Annotated in this window: 12 protein-coding genes; 9 read left to right on the top strand and 3 right to left on the bottom strand. The window is 56.4% G+C overall.

What is annotated here, in order from left to right:
* The first annotated feature begins 6 nt into the window (after nucleotides 1-6).
* Nucleotides 7-1,272, top strand: coding sequence for a tyrosine--tRNA ligase (tyrS, locus tag AAFN83_RS19255; RefSeq protein WP_347772383.1), 1,266 nt, complete (start codon nucleotides 7-9; stop codon nucleotides 1,270-1,272).
* Nucleotides 1,273-1,762: 490 nt separating this feature from the next.
* Here the strand turns inward: tyrS and rpsD are convergent, their stop codons facing one another.
* A complete protein-coding gene (rpsD, locus tag AAFN83_RS19250) occupies nucleotides 1,763-2,365 on the bottom strand; it encodes a 30S ribosomal protein S4 (protein WP_347772381.1) in 603 nt (200 codons plus the stop codon).
* Between the two features lie 367 nt (nucleotides 2,366-2,732).
* Here rpsD and AAFN83_RS19245 point away from each other — a divergent pair, with 367 nt between their 5' ends.
* From AAFN83_RS19245 to AAFN83_RS19235, 3 genes are all read left to right on the top strand, one after another.
* Complete coding sequence (locus AAFN83_RS19245; RefSeq protein WP_347772379.1) at nucleotides 2,733-4,667, top strand: diguanylate cyclase domain-containing protein; 1,935 nt, start codon at nucleotides 2,733-2,735, stop codon at nucleotides 4,665-4,667.
* A gap of 127 nt (nucleotides 4,668-4,794) precedes the next feature.
* A complete protein-coding gene (locus AAFN83_RS19240) occupies nucleotides 4,795-5,037 on the top strand; it encodes an HPr family phosphocarrier protein (protein ID WP_347772377.1) in 243 nt (80 codons plus the stop codon).
* Between the two features lie 149 nt (nucleotides 5,038-5,186).
* On the top strand, nucleotides 5,187-5,471 hold the full coding sequence (locus AAFN83_RS19235; protein WP_347772375.1) for an Fpa/YlaN family protein: 285 nt from the start codon (nucleotides 5,187-5,189) through the stop codon (nucleotides 5,469-5,471).
* Between the two features lie 218 nt (nucleotides 5,472-5,689).
* On the opposite strand, the gene cax is transcribed toward AAFN83_RS19235, so the two are convergent.
* The gene (cax, locus tag AAFN83_RS19230) at nucleotides 5,690-6,766 is read right to left on the bottom strand and encodes a calcium/proton exchanger (RefSeq protein ID WP_347772373.1); all 1,077 of its coding nucleotides are present in this window, start codon (nucleotides 6,764-6,766) and stop codon (nucleotides 5,690-5,692) included.
* Between the two features lie 164 nt (nucleotides 6,767-6,930).
* Here cax and AAFN83_RS19225 point away from each other — a divergent pair, with 164 nt between their 5' ends.
* Nucleotides 6,931-7,320 (top strand): Asp23/Gls24 family envelope stress response protein, encoded by a 390-nt coding sequence (locus AAFN83_RS19225; RefSeq protein WP_347772371.1) that lies wholly within the window; start codon nucleotides 6,931-6,933, stop codon nucleotides 7,318-7,320.
* 70 nt (nucleotides 7,321-7,390) lie between these two features.
* Here the strand turns inward: AAFN83_RS19225 and ftsW are convergent, their stop codons facing one another.
* A complete protein-coding gene (ftsW, locus tag AAFN83_RS19220) occupies nucleotides 7,391-8,617 on the bottom strand; it encodes a putative lipid II flippase FtsW (RefSeq protein WP_347772369.1) in 1,227 nt (408 codons plus the stop codon).
* A gap of 179 nt (nucleotides 8,618-8,796) precedes the next feature.
* Between ftsW and AAFN83_RS19215 the strand changes: the two genes are divergently transcribed.
* The 4 genes from AAFN83_RS19215 to AAFN83_RS19200 all read left to right on the top strand — a co-directional run bounded on the left by AAFN83_RS19215 (nucleotide 8,797) and on the right by AAFN83_RS19200 (nucleotide 15,494).
* The gene (locus tag AAFN83_RS19215) at nucleotides 8,797-9,996 is read left to right on the top strand and encodes a M20 family metallopeptidase (protein WP_347772367.1); all 1,200 of its coding nucleotides are present in this window, start codon (nucleotides 8,797-8,799) and stop codon (nucleotides 9,994-9,996) included.
* Nucleotides 9,997-10,257: 261 nt separating this feature from the next.
* Nucleotides 10,258-11,880, top strand: a complete 1,623-nt coding sequence (locus tag AAFN83_RS19210; RefSeq protein WP_347772365.1) for a stalk domain-containing protein — start codon at nucleotides 10,258-10,260, stop codon at nucleotides 11,878-11,880.
* 157 nt (nucleotides 11,881-12,037) lie between these two features.
* Nucleotides 12,038-13,771 carry a DNA repair helicase XPB gene (locus AAFN83_RS19205; protein ID WP_347772363.1) on the top strand — a complete coding sequence of 578 codons (1,734 nt, stop codon included), beginning with the start codon at nucleotides 12,038-12,040 and terminating at the stop codon, nucleotides 13,769-13,771.
* Nucleotides 13,734-15,494 (top strand): hypothetical protein, encoded by a 1,761-nt coding sequence (locus AAFN83_RS19200; protein ID WP_347772361.1) that lies wholly within the window; start codon nucleotides 13,734-13,736, stop codon nucleotides 15,492-15,494. Before AAFN83_RS19205 ends, AAFN83_RS19200 begins: the two co-directional genes overlap by 38 nt.
* The last annotated feature ends 9 nt before the right edge of the window (nucleotides 15,495-15,503 follow it).

Here is a 15,503-nt window from a genome sequence, read left to right as displayed (position 1 = left end):
TTAGCCATGACGAACATTTTACATGACCTGGAGTACCGTGGGCTTATTTACCAGACGACTCACCGGGAAGAGCTTGAGAAGAAGCTGGCGGAGGAGAAGGTCACCCTCTACATCGGATTCGATCCAACGGCAGACAGCCTGCACATCGGGCACCTGCTGCCGATTTTGACCCTTCGCCGCTTCCAGCAGGCCGGACACCACCCGATTGCCCTGGTCGGGGGAGGCACCGGCATGATCGGTGACCCGAGCGGCCGCTCTTCGGAGCGCAGCTTGAATACGGAGGACGTCGTTCACGGGTTTACCGAGTCGATCCGCCAGCAGCTGTCCCGCTACCTCGATTTCTCGGAGAAGCTCGACAACCCCGTTCGGATCGTGAACAACTACGATTGGTTGGGATCGATCCCGCTGATCCACTTCCTGCGGGACATCGGCAAGAACTTCACGGTGAATTACATGCTCGCGAAGGATTCCGTTGATTCTCGGATCGCCAACGGCATCTCCTTCACCGAATTCAGCTACATGATCCTGCAAGCCTACGACTTCTACCAGTTGAACGAGCGGGAAGGCTGCACCCTTCAACTGGGCGGAAGCGATCAATGGGGGAACATTACAGCGGGTCTTGATCTGATCTCCAAGCAGTCCGGGAACAAGGCATACGGCATTACGATGCCGCTCATTACGAAGAGCGACGGTACCAAGTTCGGGAAGAGCGCCGGCAATGCGGTATGGCTCGACCCGGAGAAGACCTCTCCGTACCAGTTCTACCAGTTCTGGATCAACACGGACGACCTCGATGTCATCAAGTTCTTGAAATACTTCACCTTCCTGCCGAAGGAAGAAATCACCCGGCTGGAGACCGCGGTTGCAAGCGAGCCGGAAAAGCGCGAGGCGCAAAAGGTGCTGGCGACCGAGATGACGAAGCTCGTGCATGGGGAAGAGGCGCTCGCAAGTGCTCTTCGCATCACGCAAGCTCTGTTCAGCGGAGCTTTAAGCGAGCTAAGCCAAAGCGAAGTCGAGGAAGCCTTCCAGGACGCGCCGTCCACGGTGATCGCAGACGAAGAGCTGCCGCTCGTCGATCTGTTGGTGGAAGTGAAGGCGGCCCCCTCGAAGCGGCAAGCCCGCCAGGACATCGACAGCGGAGCCGTAACCGTCAACGGTACGAAGGTGACGCAGGTGGATGCCAAGGCATCCGAGCTTGGGCGGATCGGCGGGATCTACTTGATCGTACGCCGCGGGAAGAAGAACTACTTCCTCGTCCGCTTCGGCAGCTGATTTCGCAGCGATGCCATTCGATTCATGCTCGTCATCGGACGAGAACAAAGAAGACGCAGCCCCAAGGGCTGCGTCTTTTTCTGCTCATTTTCATTTTGCAGGCACACGCTAGATCAATACCCTCGCCATCCTGACAGCCATCTCGTCGGAAGATGGGCTGAAGTCATCGGCGATCCACATTGACAATACATTTATCAATCCACCAGCGCGATAGGCAATTTCATACCGGGTGGAGGTTCTGCCTAATCCAGTGTCCATTATCCTGCTTACTTCCGTTAAGTACCGTTCGTTTTCTGTAAATGCTGCATGAACTAATTTATTGCGCTGTAAAGCACACAAGAAGTCCTTGTAATCCTTGCTCCAAAAGTCAAAAACAATTGCAAATGGCTGAACGCATTCCATCAGTATCGATAGCAAAAAAAGCATGGAGGCGAACAACTTTCGTTGTATCGCATCCATGCTTTTGGTTAAGCGGATCGAGAGCCGTGAATTAACGGCTGTAGAATTCGACGATTTGCTTTTCGTCGATTTCTTGGGACAGCTCGGCGCGCTCCGGCAGGCGGACAAACTTGCCTTCCATGGCTTGCTCGTTGAAGTCCAGGTATTGCGGGATGTGGTTGCGGCCTGCAATGGCGTCCTTGATGGAAGCCAGGTTGTGGCTTCTTTCGCGAAGGCCGATTACGTCGCCAACGCTAACCGTGTAGGAAGCGATGTTGACTTTCTTGCCGTTGACCGTAACGTGACCATGCGAGACGAGCTGGCGAGCGCCGGCGCGGGAGTTCGCATAGGCAAGACGGTATACGAGGTTGTCCAGACGGCTTTCGAGCAGGATCATGAAGTTTTCACCGGAGATCCCTTTCATCTTGGACGCTTTATCAAACAGGTTGCGGAATTGTTTTTCGTTCAAGCCGTACATGTGGCGCAGCTTTTGCTTTTCAAGAAGCTGTTGGCCGTAACCGCTGATTTTGCGGCGTTGGTTATTGCCATGTTGGCCAGGAGGGAAGTTGCGCTTTGCGATTTCTTTGCCAGTTCCGCTCAGGGAGATTCCGAGGCGGCGGCTCAATTTAAATTTGGGTCCAGTGTAACGGGCCATGTATCAATTGCTCCTTCAACTCATAATTTTGTCTGGATATCGAAACAAAAGTGGCGTTGGTTCCGAGTGCCCGACTTTGTCATCGAAGTTTCCTTCCCAAGGGGGAGTTCAGCCGCTGCCCCTTTGGCGACAAAATCAGTGAGGGTGAACACTCCGTACACAACTGGAACGTAATTTACGTTCAAACAACAACTAATTTTAGTAGATCAAGCGCCCTCCTGTCAAGTCTGACTTTTGAGATTGCGAATATCCCCCGGGAACAAAAAGACCGCGTTTTCCGCTGGAAAAAATACGCCAGACCTAATGCGTAAGCGTGCCATTCTATAGTATGATGGAAAGAGTGACGTGGAAAGAGGAGAAGCTTTCTATGGAAGACGAACTCTGCTTGACGTTAGGGAATCCGTCAGGCTCGGGGGGGGACGAGCAACTCGTCCCTCCTCCGGACTTTACAATAGAAATCAGCAGCGGCTCAGCGGGCTCATCGCGAAAGATCTGGACGGAAGCATTTCACCGTTGGGTTCAGCACGCAGTCAAGGTGGAACCGGCCTATCGAGGATGGCTCATGCTGGCCGGGCCGGAAGCAGAGCCCTTGTCTCTGTGCGTGATTGATGGAATGCCTCTCATCTACGCTCCTTCGGAAGTCTGGATGCTGGAATCGGCGCAGGAGGTGCTCGATCTCATCGCACTTGCGGAGCGTTCCAAGCGTCCGGTGAGCAAGGGAGAGGCCGTTGCGATACCCCTTCGGAGCGGGGACGGACAACCTTCAGCGGTCATTGGAGCCCACTCTTCCGGCGGTGCACCGGGGGCTTTCTTTCGTCGGCACCTGCCGCTGCTTCCTCTTTTTTTGCAGCTGGAGGCGGAGCGGATGGAGAAGGAGGCGCTTGCCGAGCGTCTGGCCCGAGAGGAAGAACTCGTGCTCCGCAAGGAGACGCTGTTTCGTTCTGTAGAAAAGCTGTTCTCGCTGATCGATGTGGAACGCGTGCTCTCCGAAGCGATCTTTCAGATTCAGGAGCTTTTCCCCGATGCGGAGGTTGACCTCCTGCTATCGCAGGATGAACCCAAGATCGGACTGCCGGTCAAGCCGCTCAACATCTTTGACGTGAACAACGACCTGTGCATGCGAGCGTTCATGGAGGAGAAGGTCCTCTTGGGGGAACGGGAGGACGGTTATGTATCCGAGGTTGCGGCTCCCATGATCGGCAAGCAGGGAGCGTACGGGGTTCTTCATCTTAAAGCCAAGGCCGTCCTGTTCTCTCCGGAGGATTGCGAGGCCGTATGGGCGATCTCCCAAGCCGCGGGCACGGCATTTGAGAACGGTAAGCTGTACGAGCAGTCAAACCTTCTCGTGAACGAGCTGCGCCTGATCAACGAGCTGACCAAGCGATTGAACCAGAGCCTGCGGCTGGATGAGATTTTTGATTATGCGGTAGCCGAACTGCTGCACATCTTTGATGCCGACTATTGCTGCATCCTGCAGCAGAGCCAGCGAGAGGATCAGCTGCTGGTGCGGGTGAGCAACATCGCGGATCTGAACGGGGAGCTCGTCGCGAAGAACGAGGGCTTTTCGGGCGTTGTCATTCGAACGCGCGAGCCGATTATCGAATCGGACTACTCCCGTCATTCCCTGATCCGCTCGGTGTTTATGGAGAACACGGGCTGCCGGTCGCTCATCGCATCCCCGATCTTCACCAACGGAGAGGTGGTCGGCGTGATTCTGATCGCTCACCACAGCCCGAACTTCTTTACCTATGATAACTTCAAGCTGCTGTCGGTTTTGTCGAGCCCGATCGGACTGGCCATCTCCAATGCATCCTTGCACGCGGAGGTGCGCCGAATGGTGATCACGGACAACCTGACCGGTCTCTATACGAGAAAATACCTCGACGAGCAGGTAGGCTGGCACCAGGATTCGGACCAGTGCGGCTCCCTCATCGTCGTAGACATTGACGACTTCAAGCGGATTAATGATTCGATGGGACATCAGATTGGAGACAAGGTCCTGATTCAGGTGAGCACCATCACCCGTTCGTGCATTCGGGAATCCGACATCGCAGCCCGTTGGGGCGGAGAGGAATTGGCGATCTACCTGCCGCACGTTTCGGTGGAGCAGGCGATGAATGTGGCCGAGCGGATTCGAGGGCGGGTGAATGCCGAGACCAATCCGGGCGTGACCGTATCCTGCGGGGTATCTGACTGGTCTGCGACGGACGACAAGGTGAGCGTGGAGCTGCTCTTTTACCGATCTGACATGGCGCTCTACAAAGCGAAGCGCGCGGGTAAAAACCAGATCAAGACCGGATAACTCCATTGTTTCACCCCTTAAAAAAATGGCTAAAAAAATCCAGGTTGCGCTTTCAGGCCTATCCAAGGTATCATGTGGGTAGAACCTACATACTGAGGCAAACTCAAGTCCAAATGGAGGGATTCGCATGACCAACAATGCGGCAATTGTAGAGATTTCTCAAACCGCTAACCAATTCCGTTCCTCGATCGTGCTTCAATACGACAACAAGTATATCGATGTGAAGAGCATCCTTGGCCTGTTCACCACCCTCGTAGGCGGCGGACAATATGAGCTTCATGTACACGGCTCCGACGCCGATGAAGCCAAGAAGGCGATGGGCGCCGTATTCGAAAAGCACAGCCTTGACGTCAAGATCGTAGCGGAATAAGCGAGAGCATTCCGAAACCGAAGCCCATGGGCTTCGGTTTTTGTTTTTTGGCTGCTGAAAGGCCCGTACCCCCCGCTTCTCTTGTATATTCCGGTTGTTTCGACTAATATAGAACTATGCATCATTTGTAACGGACGGGGGGGAACCTGATGTCATCGGATCTGCTGCTGAACATAAACGAGAGGGCCTTGACGCTTCTTCAAGAGGATGCGGACAAGATCGAGAAGCTAATCGAGATTCAGATGGAGAATCTGACCACCCGGAAGTGTCCCCTCTACGAGGAAGTATTGGACACCCAGATGTACGGGCTGTCGCGCGAGGTAGACTTCGCCGTTCGGGCCGGACTGATTTCGGAGATGGCAGGACGACAGCTTCTCAACAAGCTGGAGAGAAACCTGGCGAACTTGATCGAAGCACAGAACGCTTCGAATTAGCCGGATCATCGGGATGAAGCGCAGTCGCCGCATAAGGCGTGCTGCGTTTTTTGCTTGCAGGAGAGCTCGCTCGTTCTCCTCATCGGTCGATTCAAGAGGCTGATCGCTTGAAGCGAAAGAATAGCATGCAAAAAGGCAGTCTTCTCAAGGCGGGTTCGCCTGGCGGAAGACTGCCTTTGTTTGGATCGAGAGCTGCTTTTGTCGCTTCGAATCAAGTCTTACAGAAAGAAGAACGCGAGGCCCAGGATGAGGTAGACGGCAATCAGCAGAACGCCTTCATACCAGTGAGTCTTGCCATCCCGAGAAATGGAGATGGCGATTAGCGCGGCCACCCCGATCGCGGCGAGCTCATAGAGGCTGAACACCAGGTCCATCTCCTGCCCGAGGAAAAAGCTGATGAATACGAGCACCGGAGCGACAAACAAGGCGATCTGCAGGCTGCTGCCTACGGCAATCTCCACGGAAGCGCCGATCTTATTCTTCATCGCCAGCATGATGGCAGCGGAGTGCTCCGCCGCGTTGCCGATGATGGCGATCAGGAAGGCGCCGACGAACAGCTCGGAGAGATTGAAGCGCTCGGTGACCGCTTCGACGTTGCCGACCAGCCACTCGCTGACCAAGGCGACGAGAGCGGTGGCGAGGACGAGGAAGAAGATCGATTTGCCCTTCGACCATTGCGCTTCCCCATGCTCAATCTGCTCTTCGCCCAGGATGTTTTTGTGCGTAACCATCGAGAAGTACAGCCACAGAAAATAGCAGACGATCAGGATGCCGGCGACGACGAGGCTAAACTCGTTCATGTGGATGCCGGTGATGTCCTTGTGGAAGATGGCGGGCATGAACAGCGCAATGACAGCCAGAAGCATGAGCGAGGAATTGTGCGCCGCCATGTTCTCGTTGAATCGCTGCTCCTTGTGCTTCAGTCCGCCGATCAGAACGCTCGCACCGAGAACGAGCAGCAGGTTCCCGATAATCGAACCCGTAATGCTCGCCTTGACCACCTCGAACAGCTCAGGCTTTCCATTCACCGCGTCCTTGATGAGGATGATGGCGATGATGAGCTCCGCTGCGTTGCCGAATGTGGCGTTCAGGAAGCCTCCCGCCCGATCCCCGGCATAGTGGGCCACGCTTTCGGTCGCCTTGCCCAGGAAGCCGGCGACGAAGATGATGGCCACGCAGGCAAGCACGAATTGCAGAGTCGTGTTCCACGCGGCAAAATGCGCGACGGCGCTCAGGGCGAAGGTAAAGATCAGCCCAGCGTAAAATCCATTTTTTTTGACCCATGAAGCTGACAAGCCGGTTCCCCCGTTCCAACGATTTTTTCCTGTTTTTCACATGCAGCTTCCATTCTAATACAAGTTGAGGGGTGTCGCAATTGTCGATTCCCGCGAGCAAGCGCTTCATTGACTGAGTCGCGTCGAACTTCGTATAATGGAGGTAGAGGAAGGGAGTGAGCTGTATGGAGAATGTGGAACAAACCGGGTTTATCCGGATATCGGACGATGTGGTCTCCACCATCGCCGGAATGGCGGCGATCGATACACCAGGCATCTCTGCCATGTCGGGAGGGATGTCGGAAGGACTAGCCAAGCGCCTGAGTGGGAAAAATGTCCAGAAGGGCGTTTCGGTAGAGGTAGGGCAGCTGGAAGCGGCCATCGACTTGAAGGTCATTGTTCAATACGGATGGCGATTTCACGAAGTTTGCCGAAACCTGCAGCTCAACGTACGGGAAGCGGTGGAGAACATGACCGGACTTCGCGTGGTGGAAGTGAACGTCAAGGTCGAGGGTGTCTCGATGAAGGAACGGGAAGAAGAAGCAGCTTCGGACGAGACTCTTCGTTTGAAGTGACCTGTTTATCCATCCCATGTGTGTATGCAAACAAAACCGCCCAAGGCTTGCAAGCCTTGGGCGGTTTCTATTATCTGCCGGGTAGGGCAGATCGGGAACGGGTGGATGGATCGGATGCGGTTCGCTTTCGATTGCCGGGGGCCGGCTTCGCTTGGCTGCGGGAAGGCGTAACCTGCTCCCGCGAGATGCCGAGCACGATTCCGATCGACATGAGCGTGGCGAGCACAGACGAGCCGCCGTAGCTGATCAGCGGCAGGGTGACGCCGGTCATCGGGATGGTGTTCGTCACGCCGAGCAGGTTAATGAGGGCTTGGATGCCCATCATCAGCATGATGCCGGTTCCGGCGAGGGAGGCGAACTTGTCCGGGTTGCGAAGGGAGATCAGGATCCCTCTCCAGATGAAGGCGACATAAATGACCAGGAAGACGGCTGCTTTCAGGAAGCCCAGCTCTTCCCCAATGATGGCGAAGATGAAGTCGCTGTGCGCCTGGGTCAGAAAGTGCAGCTTTTGAATGCTGTTGCCAATACCGGTTCCGCTCAAGCCCCCATGACCGAAGGCGTAGAGCGAGTTGATCATTTGATAGCCGGTATCCGTCGGGTCAAGCCACGGGTCTTGAAATGTCTTAAACCGAGCGATCCGGTAAAGCCCGTTCGTTTGACTCGTCAGCAGGGGCATGAACAGATAGGCGATCGTGACCAGCGTCATGAGACTGCCGATGCCGAAGAGATGCTTGGTTCTCATTCCCCCAACCCAGAGAACGGAGAAGGCGCCAAGCGTCAGAATGGCGGCTGTTCCGAAGTCCCGTTGAAGAATGATGAGGCCGCTTGTCATGCCGATGATCACGAGGCAGGGAATGAGTCCCTTCTTTAAGTCCTGCATCTTCTCGCCTTTATTCGAGATGACGACGGAAAGGTAGAGCACGATGGCCAGCTTGGCCAATTCAGAGGGCTGAAGGTTGAACAGACCGAGGTCGATCCAGCTTCTCGCACCGAAGCTTTCATCGCCGTTCCCGATCACAAGGACGAGGACGAGCAGGCCGAGGGTGCCGACCCAAAACAGGAAGACAAGCTTGCGCAGCTTGGTATGCGACAAATTCATGCAGATGATCATCAGGACGAGGCCGAGCATCACGGCGGAAGCTTGCCGAATCGTATAAAAGAGAGAGTCGCCGTCGCGCTCGAAGGTCGAAACCATGGCGCTTGCGCTGTATACCATGAGAAGGCCGAATGCGGTCAGGGCAATAGTGAGAAAAAGAAACAGAAAATCAGGTGGATTTCGTTTCGGACGATTCGCCATGGAGAGCCCCCTTTCAAAAGTAATGATAGACGCTTTACCCGCGGACCGCAAGCTACTTGCGTAAAAGAAATCTGCGTCAGACCGGGGCCGGAAGCCTATCATTTGGCGGGAGGAGGCAGTCAGGTGCCGCTCAGATATGCTACACTGGTTAGCAGAGGAAAGCGGGAGGGAAAATCGGTATGTGGACGATCATGAAAGAGAGGGTGTCGGCGCTCTACCCGGAGATGGTCCGGTGGCGGCGTCACTTGCATCAATACCCGGAGCTATCCTACCGGGAGGATTCAACGTCGAGCTTTGTGGCAGACAAGCTGAAGGAATTTGGCATTGAGGCCAAGACGGGGATTGGCGGGTATGGGGTAACCGCATTGATCCACAGTGGACAACCGGGTCCTACGGTGGCCCTGCGTGCCGATATGGATGCCCTGCCCATTCAAGACGACAAGAGCTGCAGCTACGCTTCGAAGGTGCCTGGCGTCATGCACGCCTGCGGGCACGACGGTCATACGGCCGCCCTCCTCGGTGCAGCCAAGGTACTGGTCGAGACGAAAGAGCGGTGGAAGGGAAGCGTCAAGCTCATCTTCCAGCCGGCGGAAGAGGTAGCCCCTGGAGGGGCGAAGGCGATGATCGAGGACGGAGTGCTCGACGGCGTCGACGAAATCTTCGGCGTTCATCTGTGGACGCCGCTGTCCGCCGGCATCGTCGCCACGCGCAGCGGTCCGTTCATGGCGTCGGTGGACGACTTTGATCTGGAGATTCGCGGCCGGGGCGGCCATGGCGGGCTGCCGCATGAAACAGTGGACAGCCTCATTGTGGCGGCACATCTTGCCGTCAACCTGCAGACGGTCGTAAGCCGCAGCCTGAACCCGATTCGCCCAGGCGTCGTTACTCTTGCGACACTTCAGGCGGGCAGCAACAGCTACAATGTCATTCCGGACCGTGCCGTCTTGAAAGGAACGGTTCGCACATTTGATGCGGACAGCCGCAAGCTCGCCCGAGAGAGAGTGGAGACGATCATCCGGGACACCTGTTCCATGTTTGGAGCCGAGTACACCTTGACTTACAAAGTCGGGTACCCGCCTGTTGTGAATACTCCGGCAGAAACCGAACGCGTCCTAGCAGCGGCGGCTGCGGTGCTTGGCCCGGATGCCGTTCAGGAAGCGGAGATGACGATGCCGGCGGAGGATTTTTCCCATTACCTGGAGCGCATCCCCGGCTGTTTTCTCTTCGTGGGAGCGGGAGGAGAAGGGGCGAGCTATCCGCATCACCATCCGCTGTTCGACTTGAAGGAGGAGGCGATGGCGCAAGCGGCGCTTGTTCTTCTCTCCGCCGCGATGAGCCGCACGATCGATCTCCCGAAGATAGAACAAGAGCAAGAGTAGTAGACTGCCTTATCAAGAAGCCTGCGCGATCCCCCGATCGTGCGGGCTTTTTCATATTCGCTGGTCGCCGGACGAACGACAAGAATCTCGCCAGGAGCCGCAAGATGAGACGGAATTCCTAGCAAAAAATGACAAGGAGAGCCCGTCCTTCCTATAGACGACAGAATATGCCTTTTTTATAGTAAAGATGGGGTGAGGTGCGGCTGCAAGGACGTTCGCGCTTTGCCTGCCTACGCTGGATTTGTCGAAGGAGGCGCCGTATTGGCAGCGAGTTGGAAAGGATTCCGTTGGGCCCGCAGAATTTCATCGTTATCGCTTATTCTTGTTCTCTTCTTCACAAGTCTTCCGATCGCGGGAGCCGAGCAAGCCGCCATCTACTCGTGGCCTGCGGTTCCTTCTGGAACAATCGGCATCGCCCGCCCGGACATTCAGATGAAGGTCACCTTCCCCGGATTGTCACTCTCCGGCTATCAAATGAAGGTGAACCACCAATCCGTTCCGGTCTCTTATCATTCGCAGACGTCCTCGTTTCTCTATACACCGCCAACCAACCTGGCGGCAGGGGCTTACTCCGTTGAATTGGTCCTGCAGTTCAAAGGCTACCTTCCGAAAACCTATTCCTGGAGCTTCGTTGTAAAGGCGGAGACCGTGCAGACGGCGTCCATTGACTCAACTCCGTCATCTGATAGAGAGGAAGCCATGAAGGCGGTTAACCAGCTCCGGTCGAGCCTCGGGTTGTCTCCGGTCATCTGGAATGACAAATTGAACCGAACGGCTTCCTCCCATGCCGACTATCTAGCGGTGAATCAAACGGTTAGCCATGAAGAGGTCCCGGGCAAGCCGCAGTTCTTCGGGCGTTCCCTCTCGGATCGGATCGCATACTACGGGTATGCTAACGTTCGAGTCTATGAAGATATCAGCATGCAGCCAAACGGAACAGCATCGACCGCCGTTGCCGAGCTGTACGCCGCTCCTTATCACCGCATCCCTTTCCTGGACCCGTCGGTAAAGGAGATCGGCTATGCGCGTTCAGGCTCTTATCACGTTCTGCTGTTTGGTGCGGAGAGTCCTTCTGCTTCTCCTCAGCTTGTCGTCTCGCCGATGGGCAAGGACGTTGCACCGGACTGGGAAGGCCATGAGGTGCCCGATCCGCTCCGCCTTCATCCGGGAATGTCCTATCCCATCGGGTACCCGATCGTGGCAAGCGTTCACGGAGAGAATGTGGTGCGTGTGATTCCGGTGGAAGGGACATTGAAGCAGGATTCGGGAGAGGTCGTTCCTCTTCGAACGAACAGCTCCGAGCAAGATGCCTTTGTTTCGAATGAAGTGCTGTTCCTGCCCGAAACCTCGTTAAAGGCGAATGCCCGCTACCAGGCGAAGATCGTCTTGGAAGCCGTCTTTAAGGATGGCAGCCGCAAGACGTATACGAAGCAATGGACGTTTGAGACCGGGAAGAGCGGGGAGGGTCAAACGGGAGGCAGCGTGGTGAACGGCAATGCCTCGGGTAAGGTTCGCTTTCAAATCGGGGCGGCCGTGTATGAGAACGGGACGTCCCGCTTCCCCATGTCTGCCAAGCCGCTATTGCAGAATGGCGCGGCCTACCTTCCTCTGAGAGACCTGGGAGCGGCGCTTGGAGCAAAGGTATCCTGGAATGCAGCCGCTCAGGAGGCGACGTTTGAACGGAAGGGGCTGACGGTTCGTATTCCTGTCGGGAGATTGATCGGTTCCGTTAACGGAAAGCCGGTGCTTGTTCAGACAAAGGCTCTACTGATCGACGGACGCGTTCAGGTTCCGGTGCGGGTGTTGGCCGGCTTGCTCGGATGCCGCATCGACTATGAGGCAGCGAATCAAACCATCACCGTCACCTTGCCGTCAGGCTTTTAGAACCTTTGCTTAAGAGCTTCTTTTCAAAATCTGCCCAAGCGGGTGAGCCAGTCTGAGGGATCTGAGGGCTTTCCTCCTCTCGCGAATGGACAAAGGATATCCTTGGAAATAATAAAGGAAAACCCCTGTTCATTTGGTAAAAAGGAGGCGAGTCGCCATGGATGGGCCGCTGATCATCAAGAACGACGGGAGCATCCTGCTGGACACCGGGCATCCGCAAGCAGGCGGGATAAGGAAATGGCTTGCGGTTATCGCCGATTTGGTGAAGAACCCGGGAACCGTTCATCTGTACCGGCTGACAGCCTGCTCTCTCTGGGGGGCGGCCGCCCAAGGACGGACTTCGGAGGAGGTGCTGGATGCCCTGGAGCGCCATTCTCGCACCGGTGTTCCGCCGGCTGTTCGGAGCCTGGTTACCCGTGAAATGGGACGGTACGGACTCCTGCGGCTCATTGAGAAGGATGGAGTGCTCGTCCTGGTTTCGGAGGATGACCGCTTGGTGACAAAGCTGTTGGGGAGGCCGGAGCTGTCCTTCCTGGTTGGCGCTCGTTCGGTGGAGGGAGCAGTGCCCGTTGCTCTGGAAAAGCGCGGAGCGATCAAGCGCGAGTTGGCCCGGTTGGGTTATCCGGTTGTGGATGAAGCAGGCTTCCACGAAGGCGAGACGGTCGAAATTCGATGGAGGACCGACGCCGAGGGAGGCGCGCTTTTACGCGACTACCAGCAGGAGGCGGTGGAGGCTTTTGCCCTCGAAGGCACCCGCCATGGGGGCAGCGGCGTCATCGTTCTCCCCTGCGGAGCAGGAAAGACGCTGGTCGGCATCGCGGCGATGGCTCGACTCGGCTGTGCGACGCTCATCCTCGCTCCGAATGTGGCCTCCGTTCGCCAATGGAAAAGAGAACTGTTGGCGCGCACCTTCCTATCCGAGGAGGAAATCGGCGAGTACAGCGGGGAGATCAAGGAAGTTCGACCGATCACTATTGCGACCTACCAAATTTTAACCCATCGGGTGAGCCGGAATGCCCCGTTTTGGCACATGGAGCTCTTCAGGGAGCGGGATTGGGGCCTCATCGTCTACGACGAGGTTCACCTGCTGCCTGCTCCTGTATTTCGGGTTACGGCGGAGATCCAGGCTACGCGGCGCCTCGGGTTGACGGCGACCTTGCTTCGGGAGGATGGCTGCGAGGAGGATGTCTTTTCCTTGATCGGCCCCAAGCGCTATGAGCTGCCTTGGCGAGAGCTGGAAGCGGAGGGGCATTTGGCCCGCTTGGAGGCGTGGGAGATCCGCATTCCGCTCGGCGACTCCGCTCGCAAGGCGTACGAAGCGGCGCAGGTCCGAGCGCAATTTCGCATCGCGGCGGAGAATGAGGTTAAGCTGCAGGTATGTAAGGAACTGCTTCACAAGCACGAAGGGTTGCCGACCTTGATCATCGGCCACTATCTGGCTCAACTCGAACAAGCGGCTAGATTGACATATAGCGCTTTAATCACAGGGAAAACGCCTCATGAGGAGCGGGAGCGGCTCTATCAGGAGTTTCGAGACGGAAGGCGCAATCGGCTCGTCGTCTCCCGGGTGGCGAACTTCGCCATCGATCTGCCGGAGGCGCAAGTGGCCATCGAGCTCTCTGGCAGCTATGGGTCCCGGCAGGAGGAGACGCAGCGCATCGGCCGAGTGCTGAGGCCTAAGAAAAACGGCGGTCAGGCCTGGTTTTACACCCTCGTCAGCGACGATACAGTGGAAGTGGGCTATGCCCGCAAGAGAAGGCTGTTTCTCGCTGGACAAGGGTATCACTATCGGCAATATCCGTATCGGCAAAGGGTAGGAAATGCTTCGGAGGAAACGGAGGAGGAGAGCGGCAATGAGCATCGGATTCCGGCAAACGTTCAAGGGCCATGAAGAATCCGCGCCACCTTATGGTCTCGAGAAGACTCTTCTCTTATGGATAGCCGGATGGTTTGCGGATTGCTCCTTCTCTTGGAGAGAGCTTGAGCAGCAGGGGCAAGCCGCTGGCTTCTCCGGTGCGGAATTGGTTCTTGGCGTGTCGCTTCTTCGCCTCTCCGGTTCGCTGAGCTTCTCTCGGCAAGGAGACGGACGGGGACATTACCACCTCATGCCCCGCGAGGTTCAAGCCTATCATCGGCACCTGCGGGCTGCTGCAGCTTCCCAGCGGAAGGAACAACCCGATCCCACAGACCCCGACGTAGAGGACGAATGGGGATGGTGCGAGGGGGGACGAACCCCTTCTTCTCCTCAGGGATCTGCTGCCGATGTTTTTTTTCGATTGCTCCGAGAGGTAGCGTTAAATGGGCTGGGGAACGACCTGGAGTCCGGATTGCGACCGAAAACCGCCAGCCGTTTCCGTAAGGCTGTATTTGGAATTGGAATGGCTGCTGCTGAGCCGCTTGCCTATGAAAGGGACACCCTTGATCGAGGCCTTCGCTTTCTCATCGAGGCGGCCCGTCAGTTGGGCATCCTTGAACCTGCCAAGCGCGGCTATTGCCTGGAGCCAAATCGGCTATCCGCCTGGCTTTGCTTATCCGAGCCGGAGATGAACGAAAGGTTGTACCGGCTATGGCGTGTTAGGGGGATGGAAGAGAAGGCCCTCCTTCGTCACGCCGTATGGCTGTATGATGCGCTTCCCGAGGCCGAGGTGAACGGACAGGAGCTTCAAGAGCTCGGCTTGCCTGCCTCTGATACTCCATCGGATGCCGCTCATCAAGTAGTTGAACGAATACTCAAGCCTCTGTGCCTGCTCGGCTGGGCTGCTTCGCTCGGCGGCCGGTTCAAGCTGAGACTTCCCAACCTGCGAACGGAAACGGGACATCCTCTTCGATTCGAATCCCCTTTAGCTAGACAGGAGTGGTATGTTCAGCCCGATCTGGAGGTGATCCCGATCGGAGTATCCTCTTATTCCACACTGTGGGAGCTTGGGCGTTATGCAGAGCCGGATGAACGCGAGCTAGGCGGAACCTGGAAGCTGACGGAGAAGCAATGGAGGCATTCCGTCCGGTTGGGCGGAAGCACGGAGCATGCCTTCACGCTGCTGGCAGAGTACAGCCTGTGCGGATTGCCCGAATCCGTTCGGCAGGAACTGGCTGAATGGGACAGGGAAGAAAGCCGCCGATCCCATTCTTCCCACGAACCGGGGTCGGCTAAGGGAAGTGCGAGCGCGGGCCAACGGATGAGAGGCGCCATAGGAGCCTATCCGAGGGTTCACACGCCATGGAGAGGCGAGGAGTCGAGCGAAGACCAACGGGAAGAGCTGGTGTTTGAGGAACCCGCTCATTCGTCTATGGAGAGGGCTGCTGTGCCTGGGCCGGATGAATTATTTTCCGGTTGGCGTCAAGTCCCTCTATCTTGGTTAAAGGAAAGCCGAGCGTACCACCCTTCGACAGTCGAGAAGCTGATCGCTTGCGCAATCGAGTGGAAAGCCCGTATCCGCCTGGATTTGCCTGAAGAGCAAGAAGTTGTCATGATCCCGGATCTAGTGAGCCGGGAAGGGGATCAGAGCCTGCTTAAAGGATGGTGCGAAGGGGAAGAGTTCAGCATGCGGCTTAGCCCGGAGGCTCGCCTGCAGGTCCTCTTACCGAACGAGTGTTTTTCATGGTATGATAGATAGAAGTCTTAT

The organism is Gorillibacterium sp. CAU 1737, assembly GCF_039888655.1.
Taxonomy (GTDB): Bacteria; Bacillota; Bacilli; order Paenibacillales; family NBRC-103111; genus Gorillibacterium.
The sequence above is the reverse complement of the archived record's forward strand: the minus strand, read 5'-3'. Positions and strand labels throughout refer to the sequence as shown.